The 18,495-nt window shown below is 63.7% G+C and carries 17 protein-coding genes; 12 read left to right on the top strand and 5 right to left on the bottom strand.

Annotation, left to right across the window (positions count from 1 at the left end; all coding sequences use genetic code 11):
• The first annotated feature begins 391 nt into the window (after positions 1-391).
• From fdnG to ACJ8HT_RS18450, 10 genes are all read left to right on the top strand, one after another.
• Complete coding sequence (gene fdnG, locus ACJ8HT_RS18495) at positions 392-3,439, top strand: formate dehydrogenase-N subunit alpha (RefSeq protein ID WP_100396610.1); 3,048 nt, start codon at positions 392-394, stop codon at positions 3,437-3,439.
• 12 nt (positions 3,440-3,451) lie between these two features.
• A complete protein-coding gene (gene fdxH / locus ACJ8HT_RS18490; protein ID WP_033649532.1) occupies positions 3,452-4,354 on the top strand; it encodes a formate dehydrogenase subunit beta in 903 nt (300 codons plus the stop codon).
• Entirely contained in the window at positions 4,351-4,986 is a 636-nt protein-coding gene (fdoI, locus tag ACJ8HT_RS18485) for a formate dehydrogenase cytochrome b556 subunit (RefSeq protein ID WP_004934017.1), read from the top strand. The genes fdxH and fdoI overlap by 4 nt, the downstream gene beginning before the upstream one ends.
• Complete coding sequence (fdhE, locus tag ACJ8HT_RS18480; RefSeq protein ID WP_038875958.1) at positions 4,986-5,915, top strand: formate dehydrogenase accessory protein FdhE; 930 nt, start codon at positions 4,986-4,988, stop codon at positions 5,913-5,915. Before fdoI ends, fdhE begins: the two co-directional genes overlap by 1 nt.
• A 114-nt stretch (positions 5,916-6,029) precedes the next feature.
• On the top strand, positions 6,030-6,680 hold the full coding sequence (locus tag ACJ8HT_RS18475) for a DcrB-related protein (RefSeq protein WP_049202570.1): 651 nt from the start codon (positions 6,030-6,032) through the stop codon (positions 6,678-6,680).
• Between the two features lie 40 nt (positions 6,681-6,720).
• Positions 6,721-7,326, top strand: a complete 606-nt coding sequence (locus tag ACJ8HT_RS18470) for a glutathione S-transferase (RefSeq protein WP_038875954.1) — start codon at positions 6,721-6,723, stop codon at positions 7,324-7,326.
• A gap of 67 nt (positions 7,327-7,393) precedes the next feature.
• Positions 7,394-8,788 carry an L-seryl-tRNA(Sec) selenium transferase gene (selA, locus tag ACJ8HT_RS18465; RefSeq protein WP_197653164.1) on the top strand — a complete coding sequence of 465 codons (1,395 nt, stop codon included), beginning with the start codon at positions 7,394-7,396 and terminating at the stop codon, positions 8,786-8,788.
• Entirely contained in the window at positions 8,785-10,626 is a 1,842-nt protein-coding gene (gene selB / locus ACJ8HT_RS18460; protein ID WP_197653163.1) for a selenocysteine-specific translation elongation factor, read from the top strand. Before selA ends, selB begins: the two co-directional genes overlap by 4 nt.
• Before the next feature lie 82 nt (positions 10,627-10,708).
• The gene (locus ACJ8HT_RS18455) at positions 10,709-10,969 is read left to right on the top strand and encodes a CopG family ribbon-helix-helix protein (protein WP_047025978.1); all 261 of its coding nucleotides are present in this window, start codon (positions 10,709-10,711) and stop codon (positions 10,967-10,969) included.
• Positions 10,969-11,244, top strand: coding sequence for a type II toxin-antitoxin system RelE/ParE family toxin (locus tag ACJ8HT_RS18450; protein ID WP_197653162.1), 276 nt, complete (start codon positions 10,969-10,971; stop codon positions 11,242-11,244). The genes ACJ8HT_RS18455 and ACJ8HT_RS18450 overlap by 1 nt, the downstream gene beginning before the upstream one ends.
• 11 nt (positions 11,245-11,255) lie before the next feature.
• Here the strand turns inward: ACJ8HT_RS18450 and ACJ8HT_RS18445 are convergent, their stop codons facing one another.
• On the bottom strand, positions 11,256-12,167 hold the full coding sequence (locus ACJ8HT_RS18445; protein ID WP_197653161.1) for a LysR family transcriptional regulator: 912 nt from the start codon (positions 12,165-12,167) through the stop codon (positions 11,256-11,258).
• 121 nt (positions 12,168-12,288) lie between these two features.
• Between ACJ8HT_RS18445 and ACJ8HT_RS18440 the strand changes: the two genes are divergently transcribed.
• Positions 12,289-12,915 carry a LysE family translocator gene (locus tag ACJ8HT_RS18440; protein ID WP_197653160.1) on the top strand — a complete coding sequence of 209 codons (627 nt, stop codon included), beginning with the start codon at positions 12,289-12,291 and terminating at the stop codon, positions 12,913-12,915.
• 53 nt (positions 12,916-12,968) lie between these two features.
• Here the strand turns inward: ACJ8HT_RS18440 and ACJ8HT_RS18435 are convergent, their stop codons facing one another.
• Positions 12,969-14,216, bottom strand: coding sequence for an MFS transporter (locus tag ACJ8HT_RS18435; protein ID WP_197653159.1), 1,248 nt, complete (start codon positions 14,214-14,216; stop codon positions 12,969-12,971).
• A 217-nt stretch (positions 14,217-14,433) separates the two neighbouring features.
• Here ACJ8HT_RS18435 and ACJ8HT_RS18430 point away from each other — a divergent pair, with 217 nt between their 5' ends.
• Positions 14,434-15,426: an acyltransferase gene (locus ACJ8HT_RS18430; protein ID WP_197653158.1), complete on the top strand. Its 993-nt coding sequence runs from the start codon at positions 14,434-14,436 to the stop codon at positions 15,424-15,426.
• On the opposite strand, the gene ACJ8HT_RS18425 is transcribed toward ACJ8HT_RS18430, so the two are convergent.
• The 3 genes from ACJ8HT_RS18425 to ACJ8HT_RS18415 all read right to left on the bottom strand — a co-directional run bounded on the left by ACJ8HT_RS18425 (position 15,421) and on the right by ACJ8HT_RS18415 (position 18,387).
• Complete coding sequence (locus ACJ8HT_RS18425) at positions 15,421-16,344, bottom strand: GlxA family transcriptional regulator (RefSeq protein ID WP_072626480.1); 924 nt, start codon at positions 16,342-16,344, stop codon at positions 15,421-15,423. The genes ACJ8HT_RS18430 and ACJ8HT_RS18425 overlap by 6 nt on opposite strands.
• A 2-nt stretch (positions 16,345-16,346) precedes the next feature.
• Entirely contained in the window at positions 16,347-16,898 is a 552-nt protein-coding gene (locus ACJ8HT_RS18420) for a cysteine hydrolase family protein (RefSeq protein WP_197653157.1), read from the bottom strand.
• A gap of 100 nt (positions 16,899-16,998) precedes the next feature.
• Positions 16,999-18,387 (bottom strand): amidohydrolase, encoded by a 1,389-nt coding sequence (locus ACJ8HT_RS18415; RefSeq protein WP_197653156.1) that lies wholly within the window; start codon positions 18,385-18,387, stop codon positions 16,999-17,001.
• Between the last annotated feature and the right edge of the window lie 108 nt (positions 18,388-18,495).

The following is an 18,495-nucleotide window of genomic DNA, read 5'->3' as shown; positions in this document are numbered from 1 at the left end:
GGCGCAAAGGGCGAGCACCGCGTAAGCAGTCGGATCATTATAGTTAATTAAATGATATTGAAAATGATTATCAATGCCCTGTGAACTGTGTGGTTAATGAACAAATCGCTGCGCTAACATACTGATAGAAGAGGGCGGCGGATGGCCGCCTCAAGCCGTCGATCCGGCGCGTGGGTTACTCTCTATACTGTAGGGAGCACCCACGCCGAAATGTATCGAAATGTGCCAATGCGTTCACTGAATGAGCACGAGTGTGTAACAACCACAAGCACGCTGTGGTAATATGGCCGGCGTTCGTAGCAAGCATAACAACAGTGACATTCGCGTTTGCCGCGCTAGCGGGGCAGGCGCATTTGAACAATGTGACAATCGAGAGTGAAAGGAGACCCCCATGCAGGTCAGCAGAAGGCAGTTCTTTAAGATCTGCGCTGGCGGTATGGCAGGAACGACGGTGGCCGCGCTGGGCTTTGCCCCCGAAGTGGCGTTGGCGGAAACCCGGCAGTACAAACTGCTGCGCGCCCGCGAGACCCGTAATACCTGTACGTATTGTTCCGTCGGCTGTGGGCTGTTGATGTACAGCCTTGGTGATGGCGCCAAGAACGCCAAAGAAAGCATTTTCCATATCGAAGGGGATCCGGATCATCCGGTAAACCGCGGCGCGCTTTGCCCGAAAGGCGCCGGCCTGGTTGACTTCATCCACAGCGAAAGCCGCCTCAAGTACCCGGAATACCGGGCGCCAGGGTCGGACAAATGGCAACGCATCAGCTGGGACGACGCCTTTACCCGCATCGCCAAGCTGGTGAAAGAAGACCGTGACGCCAACTTCATCAAAACCAACGACCAGGGCGTTACCGTCAACCGTTGGCTGACCACCGGCATGCTGTGCGCCTCGGCCGCCAGCAACGAAACCGGTTTTCTGTCGCAAAAATTTAGTCGCGCTCTCGGCATGCTTGCCGTAGACAACCAGGCGCGTGTCTGACACGGACCAACGGTAGCAAGTCTTGCTCCAACATTTGGTCGCGGTGCGATGACCAACCACTGGGTTGATATCAAGAACGCGAATTTGATTATCGTCATGGGCGGTAATGCGGCGGAAGCGCATCCGGTGGGGTTCCGCTGGGCGATGGAAGCCAAAATACACAACAATGCCAAGCTGATCGTGATCGATCCGCGCTTTACCCGAACCGCATCGGTGGCGGACTTCTACACGCCGATCCGCTCCGGGACCGACATCGCTTTCCTGTCGGGCGTGTTGCTGTATCTGATGACCAACAACAAGTTCAACCGCGAATACGTCGAGGCCTACACCAACGCCAGCCTGCTGGTGCGGGAAGACTTTGCCTTCGAAGACGGCTTGTTCAGCGGCTACGACGCGGAAAATCGCAAGTACGACAAAACCACCTGGAACTACCAGTTCGACGAGAACGGCTTCGCCAAGCGCGACGTCACGCTGCAGGATCCGCGCTGCGTGTGGAACATGCTGAAACAGCACGTGAGCCGCTACACGCCGGACGTGGTGACCAACATCTGCGGCACGCCGAAGGACGATTTCCTCAAGGTGTGCGAATACATCGCCGAAACCTGCGTCGCGGATAAAACCGCTTCGTTCCTGTACGCCCTGGGCTGGACTCAGCACTCGGTTGGCGCGCAGAACATCCGTACCATGGCGATGATCCAGCTGCTGCTCGGCAACATGGGCATGGCGGGCGGCGGCGTCAACGCGCTGCGCGGCCACTCCAACATCCAGGGGCTGACCGATCTCGGCCTGCTGTCGCAGAGCCTGCCGGGCTACATGACGCTGCCGTCGGAGAAACAGACCGATCTCGAGACCTACCTGAAGGCCAACACGCCGAAGGCGCTGCTGCCGGGCCAGGTGAACTACTGGGGCAACTACCCGAAATTCTTCGTCAGCATGATGAAGACCTTCTACGGCGACAAGGCGCAGAAGGACAACAGCTGGGGCTTTGACTGGTTGCCGAAGTGGGACAAAGGCTACGACGTGCTGCAGTACTTCGAAATGATGGCGCAGGGCAAGGTCAACGGCTACTTCTGCCAGGGCTTTAACCCGGTGGCGTCGTTCCCGAACAAAAACAAGGTAGTGGCTTCGCTGTCCAAGCTGAAGTTCCTGGTGACCATCGATCCGTTGAACACCGAGACCTCCAACTTCTGGCAGAACCACGGCGAGTTCAACGAGGTGGATCCTTCGCAGATCCAGACCGAAGTGTTCCGCCTGCCGTCTACCTGCTTCGCCGAAGAAAACGGCTCGATCGTCAACTCCGGCCGCTGGCTGCAGTGGCACTGGAAAGGCGCAGATGCCCCGGGCGAAGCGCTGAACGACGGCGAGATCCTGGCGGGCATCTTCAGCCGCCTGCGCGAGATGTATGCGCGCGACGGCGGTGCGGTGCCGGAGCAGGTGCTGAACATGCGCTGGGACTACCTGACGCCGGACAACCCGTCGCCGGAAGAGGTGGCGCAGGAAAACAACGGCAAGGCGCTGGCGGATCTGCTGGATGCCGACGGCAAAGTGCTGGTGAAAAAAGGCGAGCTGCTCAGCTCGTTCGCGCAGCTGCGCGACGACGGCACCACCGCCAGCGGCTGCTGGATCTTCGCCGGCAGCTGGACGCCGGCCGGCAACCAGATGGCGCGGCGCGACAACGCCGATCCGTCCGGCCTCGGCAATACGCTGGGCTGGGCCTGGGCATGGCCGCTCAACCGCCGCATCCTGTACAACCGCGCCTCGGCGGATCCGCAGGGTAAACCGTGGGATCCGAAACGCCAACTGCTGGAGTGGGACGGCGCCAAGTGGGTCGGGGCCGATATCCCGGACTACAGCACCGCCGCGCCGGGCAGCGACGTCGGGCCGTTCATCATGCAGCCGGAGGGCATGGGCCGCCTGTTCGCCACCGACAAGATGGCGGAAGGGCCGTTCCCTGAACACTACGAGCCGTTCGAAACGCCGCTCGGCACCAACCCGCTGCACCCGAACGTGGTCTCCAACCCGGCGGCGCGCGTGTTCAAGGACGATCTGGCGGCGATGGGCAAATCCGACAAGTTCCCTTACGTCGGTACCACTTATCGTCTGACCGAGCACTTCCACTACTGGACCAAGCACGCGCGGCTGAACGCCATCGCGCAGCCGGAGCAGTTTGTGGAGATCGGCGAGAAGCTGGCGGAGAAGAAAGGCATCAAGCAGGGCGACACCGTGAAGGTCAGTTCCAACCGCGGCTACATCAAGGCCAAGGCGGTGGTGACCAAGCGTATTCGCACGCTGCAGGTGCACGGCCAGGAAGTCGACACCATCGGTATCCCGATCCACTGGGGTTACGAAGGGGTGGCGAAGAAAGGCTTTATCGCCAACACGCTGACGCCGTTCGTCGGCGACGCCAATACGCAAACGCCGGAGTTCAAGGCGTTCCTGGTCAACGTGGAAAAGGTGTAACGGAGACGAATTATGGCCATGCAATCTCAAGACATCATTCGTAAATCCGCCACCAATGGTTTCACGCCGGCGCCGCGCGCCCGTGACCACCAGGAAGAAGTGGCCAAACTGATCGATGTCACCACCTGTATCGGCTGCAAGGCCTGTCAGGTGGCCTGTTCCGAATGGAACGACATCCGCGACGAGGTGGGGCACAACGTCGGGGTGTACGATAACCCCGCCGATCTGACCGCCAAGTCGTGGACGGTGATGCGCTTCTCCGAGGTGGAGGAAAACGGCAAGCTGGAATGGCTGATCCGCAAGGATGGCTGCATGCACTGCGCCGATCCGGGCTGCCTGAAGGCCTGCCCGTCGGAAGGCGCGATCATTCAGTATGCCAACGGCATCGTCGACTTCCAGTCCGAGCACTGCATCGGCTGCGGCTACTGCATCGCCGGCTGCCCGTTCGACGTACCGCGCATGAACAAGGACGACAACCGGGTGTACAAGTGCACCCTGTGCGTCGACCGCGTGGACGTCGGCCAGGAACCGGCCTGCGTGAAAACCTGCCCGACCGGCGCCATTCACTTCGGCACCAAGGAAGCGATGAAGCAGGTGGCGGCAGATCGCGTCAGCGAGCTGAACACCCGCGGTTACCAGAACGCCGGTCTGTACGATCCGGCAGGGGTGGGCGGCACGCACGTGATGTACGTGCTGCACCACGCCGACAAACCGCAGCTGTACCACGGTTTGCCGGACAATCCGAGCATCAGCCCGGCGGTGACCTTCTGGAAGGGCGTGTGGAAACCCCTGGCGGCCATCGGCTTTGCCGCCACCTTCGCGGCCAGCGTGTTCCACTATGTCGGCGTCGGGCCTAACCGCGTCGACGATGAGGACGAGCACGACGAGTCGCATGACGAGGAGACGCGCAAATGAGAAAGGAAAAGCCCATTCAGCGTTATAGCGCACCGGAGCGCATCAACCACTGGATCGTGGCGTTCTGCTTCGTGTTCGCCGCCATCAGCGGGCTGGGGTTCTTCTTCCCCTCCTTCAACTGGCTGATGAACATCTTCGGGACGCCGCAGCTGGCGCGCATTCTGCACCCGTTTGTCGGGGTGATCATGTTTGCCGCGTTCCTGCTGATGTTCCTGCGCTACTGGAAGCATAACCTGATCAACCGGGAAGATATCGTCTGGGCCAAGAACATCCACAAAATCGCCATGAACGAGGAAGTGGGTGACACCGGGCGCTATAATTTCGGCCAGAAGTGCGTGTTCTGGGCGGCGATTATCAGCCTGGTGCTGCTGCTGGCCAGCGGCGTGGTGATCTGGCGGCCGTATTTTGCGCCGTCGTTCTCCATCCCGCTGATCCGCATCGCGCTGCTGGTGCATTCGCTGGCCGCGGTCGGCCTGATTATCGTGATTATGGTGCACATTTACGCCGCATTGTGGGTAAAAGGCACCATTACCGCGATGGTGGAAGGCTGGGTGCCGGCGGCCTGGGCCAAGAAACATCATCCGCGCTGGTACCGTGAGGTCCGCGAGAAACGACAGGAAGATAAACCCTGATGAGTATCCGCATCGTTCCTAAAGAGCAGTTAGGGGCACAGCGTGAGAAGTCCACAACGGCGGAGAACATCCCGCCGTTACTTTTCGCCAACCTGAAAAGCCTGTACAGCCGCCGCGCCGATCGTCTGCGTCAACTGGCCGTCGATAATCCGCTGGGCGACTACCTGAACTTCGCCGCCGAGCTGGCGCAGGCGCAGCAGCATGCGCTGCACGATAACCCGCTGGAGCTCGATCTGAGCGAAGCGCTGGCGCAGGGCGCCGCCAGCGGCAAACCGCCGCTCGATCTGAGCGTGTTCCCGCGCAGCGAGCACTGGCGCAAGCTGCTGACGTCGCTGATCGCCGAGCTGCGCCCGCAGGCGCCGGAGCATATCCTGGCGGTGCTGGACAACCTGGAGAAAGCCTCGGCGCACGAGCTGGAGCTGATGGCCGACGCCTTGCTCAACCGCGAGTTCGGCAAGGTGGGCAGCGAGAAGGCGCCGTTCCTCTGGGCCGCGCTGTCGCTCTACTGGGCGCAGATGGCCAGCCTGATCCCCGGCAAGGCGCGCGCCGAATACGGCGAGCAGCGCCAGTTCTGCCCGGTGTGCGGCAGCATCCCGGTCTCCAGCATGGTGCACATCGGCACCGTCAACGGCCTGCGCTACCTGCACTGCAACCTGTGCGAAAGCGAATGGCACGTGGTGCGGGTGAAGTGCAGCAACTGCGAGCAGACCCGCGATCTCAACTACTGGTCGCTGGACAGCGAGCAGGCGGCGGTGAAGGCGGAGAGCTGCGGCGACTGCGGCACTTACCTGAAGATCCTCTATCAGGAAAAAGACCCGCAGGTCGAAGCGGTGGCCGACGATCTGGCTTCGCTGGTGCTGGACGCCCGCATGGAAGAAGAAGGCTTCGGCCGCAGCAGCATCAATCCGTTCCTGTTCCCGGCGGAGTAACCGCCCGGCCCCGTTCGCGCGGGGCCGGACCAGCAATTTCAGAACGGGCTTCTGGCATTCGCCCGGGCGAGTTGCTACGTTTAGGCCATAACGCGCCAAGCGAAAGGAACCACGATGTTAAACACCCTGGCAAAATTGACCGCGGTCGCCGTGCTGGCGATGGGACTGGCGGCCTGCGACAACAAAGACGACACCAAACCGGCGGTACCGCCACCGGACACCAAGCCGACCGTGACGCAGCCCGCGCCACCGCCGCCGCCTGCGCCGGCAGAAACCCCGCCCGCGCCGCCGGGGCTGAGCGTGTCGCTGCAGAAGGGCAAAATCACCTTTGAGCTGCCGCCGGGCTTTAGCGATCAGACGCTGAACAGCGGCATCATCAACGACAGCACCTCCACCATTCAGCGCTTCCTCGACGGCAAGTCGCGCCAGAGCGCGGTTTCGTCCGAGGTGATCCCGCCGGACGACATGAAGCTCAACACCAGCGACAAAATGCTGAAAGAGCTGGCGCAGAGCGCCATCACGGTGCTGGCCGAGCGCTATCAGAATATCCAGACCACCAAAGAAGAGAACTTCACCGTCGGCAAACAGAAGTTTCGCCGGGTGGATACCGAGCAGACCGTCAACGGGCAGAAGGTGGTGTCCACGCTGGTGCTGACGGTGTTCAACAAGCGGGTGGTGACGCTGCAAATGCTGTCGCCGGCCAAAACGCCGGAAGTGCACCAGGCGCTGGTGCAGCGGATTATCGATACCCTGGCGGTGAAGTAAGGGCGCCGCGCCGCGGCCAGGACGAAGCGGAGGAGAACGGATGAAGCTTATCGGCAGTTACACCAGTCCCTTTGTGCGCAAGATTTCCGTGATGCTGCTGGAGAAGGGGATCGCGTTCGAATTCGTCAACGATCCGCCGTATGAGCCCGGCAGCCGGGTGAAGGAGCTGAACCCGCTCGCCAAGGTGCCGGTGCTGATCGCCGATGACGGCGAGGTGTTTTACGACTCGCCGGTGGTGGCCGAATACCTTGAGCTGCTGGCGGTGGAACCGGCGTTCTTGCCGGCCGATCGCGCCGCCGCGTTGCGCGTCCGCCAGGTGGCGGCGCTGGCGGACGGCGTGACCGAAGCGGCGGCGACCCTGTTTCGCGAAAGCCGGCGCGCGCCGGAAAAACAGGACGAAAACTGGATGCTGCGCCAGCGTGACAAACTGACGCAGGGGTTGGATGCGCTGGAGGCGCTGGCGCGGGAAAAAACGTGGCTCAATGCCGAGCGGCTGACGCTGGCGGATATCGCCACCGGCTGCGCGCTGGGCTACCTCAATTTCCGCCGCATCCTTCCCAACTGGTGCGTCGAGCGCCCGGCGCTGGTCAAGCTGGCCGAACGCCTGTTCGCCCGAGAAAGCTTCGCCCGCACCTCGCCTCCCTGAGCTTTTTTCTCCCCGCCGCGGCGGGGTTTTGCTATGCCGATACGTCTAAACTGAAAACCGAGCGACCATGAGCACTGAATCCCACCTTCTTTACAGCCAACTGCCCGCCATCGACCGCCTGCTGCGAGAACCCGCGATTGAACCGCTGGTGGCGCAGCATGGCCAGACGCTGATCGGCGAACTGCTGCGCCGGCTGCAGGCCGAGGCGCGCGCCGCTATCAAGCAACAGCAACGTTTACCCGCCTGGTGCGACGACTGGCCGCAGGCGCTGCGGGCGGAGCTGTCCCGGCAGCAACGCCCGGCTTTGCTGCCGGTGTTCAACCTCAGCGGCACCGTGCTGCACACCAACCTTGGGCGCGCCCTGCTGGCGCAGCCGGTGAAGGACGCGGTAAGCGCGGTGATGGGGGAGGCGGTGACGCTGGAGTACGATCTGGACGGCGCCGGGCGCGGCCATCGCGATCGGGCGGTGGCGGATCTGCTGTGCCGGCTGACCGGCGCGGAGGACGCCTGCATCGTCAATAACAACGCGGCGGCGGTGCTGCTGATGCTGGCGGCGATCGCCCCCGGCAAAGAGGTGGTGGTGTCGCGCGGCGAGCTGGTGGAGATCGGCGGCGCGTTCCGCATACCCGACGTGATGCGCCAGGCGGGCTGCCAACTGGTGGAGGTCGGCACCACCAACCGCACCCATCTGAAAGATTACCGCCAAGCCATCAACGAGCAGACCGGCCTGTTGATGAAGGTGCACACCAGCAACTACAGCATTCAGGGCTTTACCGCGGCGGTCGACGAGGCCGAACTGGCGCAGCTCGGGGCCGAACAGGGCGTGCCGACCGCCACCGATCTGGGCAGCGGCTCGCTGATCGACATGGCGCAGTACGGCCTGCCCGCCGAACCGATGCCGCAGCGGCTGCTGGCCGCCGGCGTCGATCTGGTGACGTTCTCCGGCGATAAGCTGCTGGGCGGCCCGCAGGCCGGCATCATCGTCGGCAAAAAGGCGCTGATCGCTCGCCTGCAGCAGCATCCGCTCAAACGCGCGCTGCGCGTCGGCAAGCTGACGCTGGCGGCCCTGGAGGCCACGCTGCGGCTCTATCTGCAGCCGGAAAAACTGGCTGAGCAGCTGCCGACGCTGCGGCTGCTGACCCGCCCGCAGCTGGAGATGCAACAGGCGGCCGAGCGGCTGCTGGCGGCGCTGACGCCACGGTTCACCGCCGATTTCGCCCTGCGTGCCGAACCGTGCTGGTCGCAGATTGGCAGCGGCTCGCTGCCGGTGGATCGCCTGCCCAGCTATGCGCTGACCTTCACGCCGCGCGACGGCCGCGGCGCCACGCTGGAGGCGCTGGCTGAACGCTGGCGCCGCCTGCCGCAGCCGGTGATCGGCCGCCTCGGCGACGGCCGGCTGTGGCTGGATCTGCGCTGTCTGGAACAGGAAGAGGCGCTGATCGAAGCGCTGAGCACCTCATGATCATCGCCACCGCCGGCCATGTCGATCATGGCAAAACCACCCTGCTGCAGGCGATCTCCGGGATCAATGCGGATCGCCTGCCGGAAGAAAAGCGCCGCGGCATGACCATCGATCTGGGTTACGCCTACTGGCCGCAGCCGGACGGCCGGGTGCTGGGCTTTATCGACGTGCCCGGCCACGAGAAATTCCTCGCCAACATGCTGGCGGGCGTCGGCGGCATCGACCATGCATTGCTGGTGGTGGCCTGCGACGACGGCGTGATGGCGCAAACCCGCGAGCATTTGGCGATCCTGCGCCTGAGCGGGCGTCCGGCGCTGACGGTGGCGTTGACCAAGGCCGACCGGGTGGACGCGGCGCGTGTCGACGAGGTACGCCGCCAGGTGCGCGACGAACTGGCGCGCCAGGGCTGGCCCGATGCGCCGCTGTTTGTTACCGCGGCGGCGGCGGGAGAGGGCATCGAGGCGCTGCGCGCGCATTTGCTGGCGCTGCCCTCCGGCGAGCACGCGCTGACGCGCCGTTTTCGCCTGGCGGTAGACCGTGCGTTCAGCGTCAAAGGGGCGGGGCTGGTGGTGACCGGCACCGCGCTCGGTGGCCGGGTGCAGGTGGGGGATACGCTGTGGCTGACCGGCGCCGACGCGCCGGTGCGGGTGCGTGGCCTGCACGCCCAAAATCAGACCGTAGAACAGGCGCAGGCCGGGCAACGCATCGCGTTGAACATCAGCGGCGATGCCGATAAAGACCGGATCGCGCGCGGCGACTGGCTGCTGGCGCAGCGTCCGCCGGAGGCGGCGGAACGCATTCTGGTGGCGCTGGAAGCGGATCGGCCGATCCGCCATTGGCAGCCGCTGCATCTGCACCATGCCGCCAGCCACATCACCGGGCGCATTTCGCTGCTGAACGACGGGCTGGCGGAACTGATCCTCGATCGCCCGCTGTGGCTGGCGGAGAACGATCGGCTGGTGCTGCGCGATATCGGCGCACGGCAAACGCTGGGCGCGGCTCGGGTGCTCAGGCTGAGCGCGCCCAAGCGCGGCAAGCGCCAGCCGGACTACCTGGCATGGCTGCAGGCTCTGGCGCAGGCGCAAGACGATGCGCAGGTGCTGGCGCTTGAGCTGCCGCAGGGCGCGCTGTCGCTGGCGGCGTTCGCCTGGGCGCGTCAGTTGACCGACGACGGCCTGGCGGCACTGCTGGCGGATCGCGATCTGCTGATCGTCGGTGACCGGGTGCTCGCGCAGGATCAGGTGCAACAGGCGGAGAGCCGGCTGCTGCAGGTGCTGGCGGAGTACCACCAACAGCACGCCGACCAGCTGGGGTTAGGGCGCGCCCGCCTGCGGCGTATGGCCCTGCCTCAGCAGCCGGAAGCGTTGGTGTTTATGATGATCGATCGGCTGCTGAAAGCCGGTGCGCTGCGCAACACGCGCGGCTGGCTGCACCTGCCGGAACACGGTCTGGCATTCAGCGCCGAAGAGGCGCCGCTGTGGGCGCGCATCGAACTGCTGTTCGGCGACGAGCCGTGGTGGGTGCGCGATCTGGCGAGCGAGTTGGGCGAGGAAGAGAGCCGGGTACGGGCGCTGCTGCGCAAGGCGGCCCAGCTGGGCCATGTGACGGCGGTGGTGGTGGATCGCTACTACCTCAGCCGACGCATCGATCAGTTCGCGGCGCTGATCCGCGAGCTGGATGCGGTGCGGGGCGGCGCCAACGCCGCCGACTTCCGCGATCGGCTCGGCGTCGGGCGCAAGCTGGCGATCCAGGTGCTGGAGTTCTTCGATCGCAGCGGCTTTACCCGCCGCAAGGGTAACGAGCATCTGCTGCGCGACGGCGGGTTGTTCGGCAACTGATTGCGTGTTTTTTGTTCTCTGATGGCGGTATAATCAGCTTTAATCACTTTGATTGATGTCGATTGTATTGAGGAGCAAGACGATGAATACGAAAGTCATCACCGCTCATGTGCCGCTGCCTTTGGCTGAAAAGGTGGATGAAATGGCCGCCAAACTTGACCGCTCACGGGGATGGATAGTGAAGCAAGCCCTCGCCGCCTGGCTTGAGCAAGAGGAAGAGCGCCGTCGATTAACGCTGGCGGCGCTGGCCGATGTCGAACAGCAAAACGTTATCGATCATGAGTCGGTAGAAGCCTGGGCGGCCAGCCTGGACAGTGACGAGCCGCTGCCGGTACCGCGCTGATGGAGTTAAAATGGACGAGTAAGGCGCTATCGGATTTGGCGCGTTTGTTTGAGTTTCTTGCTTTGGCTAACCGCACTGCGGCAGCGAATTCGGTGAAGGCCTTGGTCGCCGCGCCTAAAGCGTTGCTCGATAATCCTCGCTTGGGTGAAAGACTGGGTGAGTTTTTACCGCAGGAAGTGAGGCGTATTCTGGTCGGCCGCTATGAGATACGTTACCAGGTGAGGCCGGCAACAATTTATGTTCTGCGTATTTGGCATACGCGCGAAGAGCGATAGGCCGAACTCACCTACCCGATAAATCTGACGGCGGCCCGGCTGACGTCGGGCGTTTGGGCGGCGAGAAACGCCTGTAAGCGTTCGATCAGCGGCCGTTTCGCCGACTCCGCCGGCCAAACCAGATAATAGCCGTCGCCGGTGCGCACGGCGGCGTCACAAGGCAGCGCCAATAACCCCTCCTCAATGGTTCGCAGGCTCAGCGCCAAATCGCCGATCGAGATGCCGTGCCCGGCGATGGCCGCCGCATTGCCCTGTTCCAGCGAATCAAATACCTGGCCGCGTGCAAGATCGAGCGGGGCCGCGATGCCGCTTTTTTGCAGCCAGCGCCGCCAGTCGCGCCGATCGGGCGAAGGGTGGATCAGCGGGCAGGCGGCGAGATCGCGCTGCCCGTTGGCGAGCAGCGCGGGGGCGCAAATCGGGATTAGCCATTCGTCGAACAGCTTGGCGGCGGCGGTATTGGCGCCGAAATGGCCGTTGCCGAGCAGGATGGCGCAGTCGTAGGGTTCGCTGAAAAAATCCACGCTGTCGATGTCCATCCAGACGCTGGCTGCCTGCACGTCGAACGCCTGCGCCGTTTGCCGGAACCGGCTTAGGCAGTCCAGCAGCCAGCGCATGGTCAGGGTGGAGGGTGCCTTCAGCCGCAGCAGATCGCGGTGGCTTCTGAACAGCTCGCAGGCTTGCTCGATGCGGCCAAACCCTTGTTGCAGCTCGGCGGCGAAGATTTTCCCCTGCGGCGTGACCTCGATACGCGGGCCGTTGCGCTGGAACAGCCGGCAGCCGAAGTGCTGCTCCAGCGTTTTGATGTGCTTGCTGACCGCGCTCGGGGTGAGATGCAGCTCCTCGGCGGCCAGCGTGAACGAGCCGGTGCGGGCGGCGCTTTCGAAGGCGCGCAGGGCGTAAAGCGGCGGAAGGGAACTGGCCATCGCGGCGTCTCTAATAATGAGTCTGATTCACAGTAAACGACAGGATTACTCCTTTTTCAAGGCGGGGGCGGCGGCATGATAATGGCGCAACGCCAACTGACTGAATGTGAGTGAAATAAAGATGAACCTGTCGTTACTGGCGGCGTATTTCGCCGCCATTTTCTTGCTGATCGCCACGCCGGGGCCGGTGGTGGCGATGGTGGCCAACACCGCAGCGCGCTTTGGCGCCCGGCGTGCGCTGTTGACCGCGCTGGGCAGCAATGGGGCCTCCTTGTTGCTGATCGGCATCGCCGCACTGATTATCACCGGCCTGTTCGCCGTGGATATGCGCATGCTGCAGTGGGCAGGCCTGCTGGGTTGCCTGTTTATCGGCCGTATGGCGATCGTCTCGCTGTATGAGGATTTATCCGCGCGAACCCCCGATGCGCAGCTCGTTGCGCCGCCGCAAAAACGCTCGGCGATCCTGAACGGTTTTCTGGTGGGCATCGCCAACCCCAAAGACATTGTCTTCTTCGTCGCCTTTTTCCCGCAGTTCATCGCCGTCACCCCCTCGATCGGCGCCAGCCTGACGCTGCTGACCGCGCTGTGGGTGCTGGCGGACTTCGCCATCTTGCTGGCCTATATCACCCTGCTGTCGGGAACGGCGCTGCAGCGCGCGCGGCGGGCGATCTCTGTCCTGTCGGCGTCGCTGCTGTTGGGGGTGGCGGTGGTGGGAGCGGGGTATGCGCTGTGGGGGCTGCTCGGCTGAAGCCGCATAAAAAACGCCGGTCGGGAAACCGGACCGGCGTTTTATCGTGGCGTTTAAGCCGCGCCGGTCGGCTGCGGCGTGGGGTCGCCGTTGCGGCGTTTGCCGAGGAACAGCGCCACCAGCGTCAGCCAGCACAGGCCGCTGATGAGGTTGAACAGGTTGAACAGCCCGCTGCCGCCCCAGACGTAGGCGACCTTGGCCAGCTCGATGCCGACGGTGAACACCATCATGCTCAGCATGCCCATGGTGGCCGACACCGTGCCCTTGCTGACGTTGCTGGAGAACAGCGTCAGGCGGTACAGCCCGGCGTTGGCGAGGCCAATGCCGAAGGCGTACAGGCTCAGGCCGGCGGTCATCCACAGGTAGGCGTGGCTGGAGAACTGGGTTGCCAGCGCGGCGATCAGCAACCCCAGCAGCATCGGGCTTGCGCCCAGCTTGATCAGGCGCTCCACGCTGTTTTTGCCGGTCAGGCGCGCCAGCGTCAGGTTGCCGAGGATCAGCGCGCCGAACACCGGGATCTGCAGCAGGCCGTAATCCAGCGTCGACAGCGACTCACCGCTGATCAGGATCACCGGCGACTGGGCGATCCAGGCCAGCAGCGGCAGGCTGGCGAAACCGATCGCCAGCGCGCCGCACAGGAAGCGGCGGTTGCCCAGCACCTGGCGGTAGTCGCGCCACAGGTTGGCGGCGGAAAACGCCTCGCCCTGCAGCGTGGCGGTTTCCGGCATCGCTTTCCACAGGCCGTAGAAGGCGATGGCCGCCAGCGCGGCGAACAGCACGAACATGCTCTGCCACGGCGCGACGTGGATCAGTGCCGCGCCGGCCAGCGGCCCGAGCAGCGGGGCGATCAGCGCCACGTTGGCCATCAGCGCGGTGATCTTGATGCACACCGATTCTTCAAACGACTCCTGAATGGTGGCGTAGCCGACGGCGCCGATAAAGCACAGGCCGATGCCCTGCAGGAAACGCATGGCGATGAACTGTTCGATGGTGGTGACCAGCAGGATCGCCAAACAGGCGACGATAAAGAACGCCACCCCGGCCAGCATCACCGGGCGGCGGCCGCGACGATCCGACAGCGGCCCGAGCAGCCACTGCAGGAAGATGCCGCCGGCCAGATAGGCGGTCATCGAGGTGGGTACCCACTCTTCGCCGGCGTTGAAATCCGCCACGACGGCCAGCATGCCCGGCTGAATCATATCGTTGCCGATATAGGTGGCGAACTCGAACAGCACCAGACAAAGAGGGAATAAAAGCGCCTGTCGGCCCAAGCGTGCCGCAGGTGGTAATGTCGTTTTCATATTATTGTACTGATAGTAAAAGAGAAAAAGGAACTGCCAGGGCGGGAAGCGCAAACTGAGCGAGTTGTGGCGGCTATTTTGCCGCCAATTGTTCACCTTCGCAATCATAAGGTGTTGTTTAAGTGCATTCTGATATTTCGCTTTTGGGTTGTCGCCGAACGTCGTGCCCGTTAACCTCTTCTTAACATATCAATGTGACACAAGATCGGGCGAGCGTTTGAGCGAGAAAATCGGCTGGATAGACAACCTGCGAGCGATGGCGTGCATGATGGTGGTGATGATCCACGCCACCACCTATTACGTCACCAACGGCGCGGCGATAGGGCTGCACAACTGGGATATCGCCAACGTGCTGAACTCGCTGTCGCGCGTGTCGGTGCCGCTGTTCTTCATGATTTCCGGCTACCTGTTCTTCGGCGACAAGAGCGCCGGCCGGCGGCATTTCACCCGTATCGCCTGCTGCATTCTGTTCTACAGCGCCATTGCGCTGATCTATATCGCGGCCTTTACCAAAATCGGCTTCTGGCCGTCGCTGCGCGCCATCCTGCAAAAGCCGGTGTTCTATCATCTGTGGTTTTTCTACGCCATTGCGGTGATTTACCTGCTGTCGCCGCTGATCAGCGTCAAGCCAGTGTCGCGCCGTTACCTGGCCGCCGCGCTGGTGGTGTTGGCGGTGCTCGCCAACCCGAATACCGACAAACTGGCCCTCGGTAACGCGCACCTGCTGCCGGTTAACCTGTATATCTACGGCGATACTTTCTACTACCTGTTGTACGCGTTGGCCGGACGGGCGATTGGCATGATGGAGGCGCGCGGGCGCGCCGTGGGCTGGCTGGCGGCGCTGGGGTTTGCGCTGTGCGTAGCGCTGATCGCGCGCGGGACCAAGCATCAGCTGTTCATCAACGGCAACTTCGCCGATACCTACTACATCTACAGCGGCCCACTGGTGTTTATGGCGGCGGTGGCGCTGCTGGTGTGGGTGAAACACTGTTTGCCGCAGCCGATCGGCTGGCTGAGCGTGTTTTCCCGCCATTCGCTGGCGATCTACGGTTTTCACGCCCTGATCGTCAACGTGATGCGCAGCCGGCACCTGGATTTCACCGGCCACCCGCTGCTGGATATCTTCTGGGTGTTCGGCGTGGCGCTGGGGCTCAGCCTGTTGCTGTCTGTCGGCCTGCAGCGGCTGGATACCCGCCGGCTGGTGTCATAGCGGCGAGCGCTGGCGCTGCTGGGCGCGGCGCAGCTGCCGCCCGGAAGAAAAGCCGGCCGCCAACGCGGCCTTCTCCAACCCATACCCTTGCTGCAGGCGCTGTTGCGCCACCGCCAACCGCAGCTGTTCATGATACTCCCGCACGCTGATGCCGACGTGGCTGCGAAACAGCCGCGCCAGGTGGCGGCTGCTGACGTGCGCTTTTTCCGCCACCTGCGGCACCGACCAGTCGGCCTCCGGCTCGGCGGCCATCACGTCCTGCGCGCGGTGCACCGCCGGGTGCAGGTGGTTGCGGTAGCGCAGCCAGGGCGACAGCTGCGGATCGTCCCCGGCGCGGCGGAAATAGACCACCATATCGCGGGCGACGTCGCGCGCCCGGCCGGAGCCGCAATGGCGGTGGACCAGGTGCAGCGCCAAATCGATGCCGGTGGTGATGCCCGCGCTGGTGTAGACGCCGCGATCTTCGACGAAGATACGATTCTCTTTCACCTGCGCCGCCGGCGCCTGCAGGCGGATACGTTCGATGACGTCGTGGTGGGTGGTGCACTGATAGCCGTCGAGCAGCCCGGCCTGCGCCGCCAGCAGCGCGCCGGAGCAGATGCACACCAGGGTGATGCGCTGCCGCTGCAGATCGGGCCGCAGCGTCGCCAGCCAGCGACGCGCCTGCTCGGCTTCTTCCCCGGCGAAATAGCGCTGCGAATCGCCGACGCCCGGCAGCACCAGGATGGCGCCGTCTTCCAGGCGTTCGGGCAACGGCTGCAGGCCGCTCAGCGTCATGCCGATGGAGCAGACGATCTGCGGCGCCGGGCTGAGATAACGCAGGCTGAACTGCCCCGCGAGGCGCAGGGTTTCCGCCGGGCCGCTGACGTCCAGCGACAGCACGTTGGGCAACAGCAGAAAATAGACGGCCTGCGACATGGTTACTCCTGTGCGAGTTGCGCCAGCGCCTCATCCACGCTGGCGATGCGGGCGAAACGATCGACCAGTACGGTTTCAGTATGCCGCTTCAGCTGCGCGGGGGTAAAGACTTCGCCGTCGGGATGGCGCATTGGGAAGGTCAGCGTTGCCTCGGTGACGAAAGTCACCCGATAACCGAGATCGGACGCCACCCGGGTGGTGGTTTCGCAGCACTGCTCGGTACGGATGCCGGAGACGATCAGGTGGTTGATATCCCGCTCGCGCAGCCAGGCGTCGAGGCCGGATTCGGTCAGCGCATTGTGCACATGCTTATGCACGGTGATATCCGCCTGGTGGGTGAGGAACGGCAGGCGCTGCACGTGGCCTGATGCCAGCGAGAACGGCCCCTGCGGCGAAACGTGCAGCACATCGACCAGCGCCGTGCCGCGTTGCCGGCAGCCCGCGATCAGGCGCGTCAGCGCCTGTTGGAACGCCGGCAGATCGTCCTCCTGCCAGAATGGACGATGCTGGAATGATTGCTGGACATCGATGATCAATAACGCGCTCTGTGACATTTTCGGCCCTCCGCCAGTGTGTGTAGCGACCATCTTGCGCCGCGCCTTACTCTGGCAGAAGGCCAAAAACGGCCATCATGATGACAACAGCGGACCGACCTTAGGCTTTGCTCACCTGGCCGGCCACCAGACGCCCCTGATGGAAGGTGGCGCTGCGCGCCGGCAGGCGGGCGACCGCCTCGGCGGAACAGCTGGCGTTGACCAGCACGAACTCGGCGGCGTCGCCGGCTTTCGGCCAGGCGCGCTGGCCCTTATCGTCCAGCGGCAGCACGCCGCCGGTGGAGATGGCCATGGCGCGCGACAGGTGATACTCGTCGGAGCCGCGGTACAGCTGGGCATACAGATTCGCCTTCTCCAGAATGTCGCCGGTGCCGAACGGCGACCAGTGGTCGATCACGCTATCGGTACCGGTCATCACGAACACCCCTTTCTCGCTGAGCTGCGGCAGCGGCATCATCAGGCCGCCGATCGGCACCGTGGAGGCGATGGTGATCTGCTGCGCCGCCAGCCGGGTGGCGGTTTCCGCCAGTTCGCCCGGCGTCAGCGTGGTCAGGGCGAAAGCGTGGCTGATGGTGACCTTGCCGCGCAGCGCCGGGTTTTGCTCCACGGTGGCGATCATGTAGTTAATGGCGGCGACCCCGGCCGGGCTGGTCTCATGCAGGTGGATATCCACGCCTTTGCCGGTATCGAGGGCGATCTGGAACATGGCGTCCAGCGATTTCTCCATCGCGCCGTCGACGTTGGTCGGATCGAGCCCGCCGACGTACTGCACGCCCATCTGCATCGCTTCGCGCATCAGCGCATCGACCTTGGAGTGCAACTGGCCGTGCTGCGGGAAGGCGACGATTTCACAGCTGAAGTCCGCCCGGTGGTTTTCCAGCGCGCGCTGCAGGTGCTCCAGGCTTTTCAGGCCGCTGACCGGATCGATATTGCAGTGGCTGCGCGCCACGGTGCTGCCTTTGGACTGCAGCAGGGCGATCAGGTTTTCCGCCCGCTGCTGCGAGGTGGGCAGCAGTTTCGGGATCAGCGTCTGCTCCAGCGCGATCATGTCCATGATGGTCTTGCCCTGGCGCGGGCGCGGCGCCTGCCACGGGCCGCTGTAGAAGGTTTTGTCCAGGTGGATGTGCATGTCGCGGAACGCCGGCAGCAGCAGTTGACCCTGCGCCTTATAACGGGGTAAACCGGCGGGCAGGGGGGCGTTGGCGGCGTGAATGGCGGCGATCTTGCCGTCTTTGATCTCGAGTGTGTACAGCGCGGTGCGGGTGCCGATCACCGTTTCGCCGTCGTATTCAAAGCCGTCTTCCAGCCGCACCTCGCTCAGGCAGTAGTGGCGATCGGTCAGTGTCATCGGTGCGGGCGCGCACTGCCCGTCGCCCGGTGACGCGGCCTGCGCCATGCCGCCCGTCAGGCCGATCACCGCGCAGGCGGTGGTAAGTTTGCCGGTTTGGCTGAGGAAGGCTCTGCGGCCCGGTTGCTGAGGGCTTTCCACGTTCGGTTCCTTAATCCAGAGGTGAGGGGGTGAAAACATCCCCCAATTTAGGAGAGGAACCGATCGGTTGGCAGCGACATTTGCCACTGGTGACTATTCGATTTGGTA

This window comes from Serratia sp. CY44782 (assembly GCF_052168715.1).
Classification (GTDB): Bacteria; Pseudomonadota; Gammaproteobacteria; order Enterobacterales; family Enterobacteriaceae; genus Serratia; species Serratia nevei.
Note: the sequence above shows the minus strand (reverse complement) of the source record. Positions and strands in the feature narration are given on the sequence as shown.

Bases quoted from the DNA above. Each gene is read 5' to 3' on its own strand.
- fdoI (WP_004934017.1), top strand. From the start codon at position 4,351: ATGAGAAAGGAAAAGCCCATTCAGCGTTATAGCGCACCGGAGCGCATC.
- ACJ8HT_RS18425 (WP_072626480.1), bottom strand. From the start codon at position 16,344: ATGTCGCAGGCCGTCTATTTTCTGCTGTTGCCCAACGTGCTGTCGCTG.
- ACJ8HT_RS18420 (WP_197653157.1), bottom strand. From the start codon at position 16,898: ATGTCACAGAGCGCGTTATTGATCATCGATGTCCAGCAATCATTCCAG.
- ACJ8HT_RS18450 (WP_197653162.1), top strand. From the start codon at position 10,969: ATGGAGTTAAAATGGACGAGTAAGGCGCTATCGGATTTGGCGCGTTTG.
- ACJ8HT_RS18435 (WP_197653159.1), bottom strand. From the start codon at position 14,216: ATGAAAACGACATTACCACCTGCGGCACGCTTGGGCCGACAGGCGCTT.
- ACJ8HT_RS18470 (WP_038875954.1), top strand. From the start codon at position 6,721: ATGAAGCTTATCGGCAGTTACACCAGTCCCTTTGTGCGCAAGATTTCC.
- selA (WP_197653164.1), top strand. From the start codon at position 7,394: ATGAGCACTGAATCCCACCTTCTTTACAGCCAACTGCCCGCCATCGAC.
- ACJ8HT_RS18440 (WP_197653160.1), top strand. From the start codon at position 12,289: ATGAACCTGTCGTTACTGGCGGCGTATTTCGCCGCCATTTTCTTGCTG.
- ACJ8HT_RS18475 (WP_049202570.1), top strand. From the start codon at position 6,030: ATGTTAAACACCCTGGCAAAATTGACCGCGGTCGCCGTGCTGGCGATG.
- ACJ8HT_RS18455 (WP_047025978.1), top strand. From the start codon at position 10,709: ATGAATACGAAAGTCATCACCGCTCATGTGCCGCTGCCTTTGGCTGAA.
- selB (WP_197653163.1), top strand. From the start codon at position 8,785: ATGATCATCGCCACCGCCGGCCATGTCGATCATGGCAAAACCACCCTG.
- fdxH (WP_033649532.1), top strand. From the start codon at position 3,452: ATGGCCATGCAATCTCAAGACATCATTCGTAAATCCGCCACCAATGGT.
- fdhE (WP_038875958.1), top strand. From the start codon at position 4,986: ATGAGTATCCGCATCGTTCCTAAAGAGCAGTTAGGGGCACAGCGTGAG.
- ACJ8HT_RS18445 (WP_197653161.1), bottom strand. From the start codon at position 12,167: ATGGCCAGTTCCCTTCCGCCGCTTTACGCCCTGCGCGCCTTCGAAAGC.